This window comes from Pseudomonas sp. AC463 (genome assembly GCF_979253585.1).
The window spans coordinates 1-340 of sequence record NZ_CEEDDZ010000288.1 but is presented as its reverse complement, the minus strand read 5'-3'; the positions used below and the strand labels follow the sequence as shown (position 1 = coordinate 340).

The following is a 340-nucleotide window of genomic DNA, read 5'->3' as shown; positions in this document are numbered from 1 at the left end:
TTCCCGAGCGGCCCGAACTGATGCTCAACCTGGCGGTCGTCTACGGACAGACCGGCCGGCTCGACGCGGCACGCGGCCTGTACGCGGCGGTGCTCGATCGCCCTGCCGTTGCGATGGCGTTGCCGACCGGCGATTCGGTGTCTTCGCACGAGATCGCGCAGCGTGGGCTCGCGCGACTGACGCCGGCGATGATGGCGACGCGCTGAGGCTATTGCGTTAGCGGGGTGGTGGGCGATGCTCGCGCCCCCGCCAGCGTGGCTTTCTCCAGCCATGCGCCGATTGGCCGAATGCGATGATCGACAACGGCGTGGGGCGGCTCACCCTGACAGTAGACTGAGAG

The 340-nt window shown here is 68.5% G+C and carries 1 protein-coding gene; it reads left to right on the top strand.

From position 1 onward, the window contains the following. A partial coding sequence (locus AC0IYH_RS30190; RefSeq protein ID WP_471837800.1) for a hypothetical protein occupies positions 1 to 206 on the top strand: 206 nt, incomplete at its 5' end. Between the last annotated feature and the right edge of the window lie 134 nt (positions 207 to 340).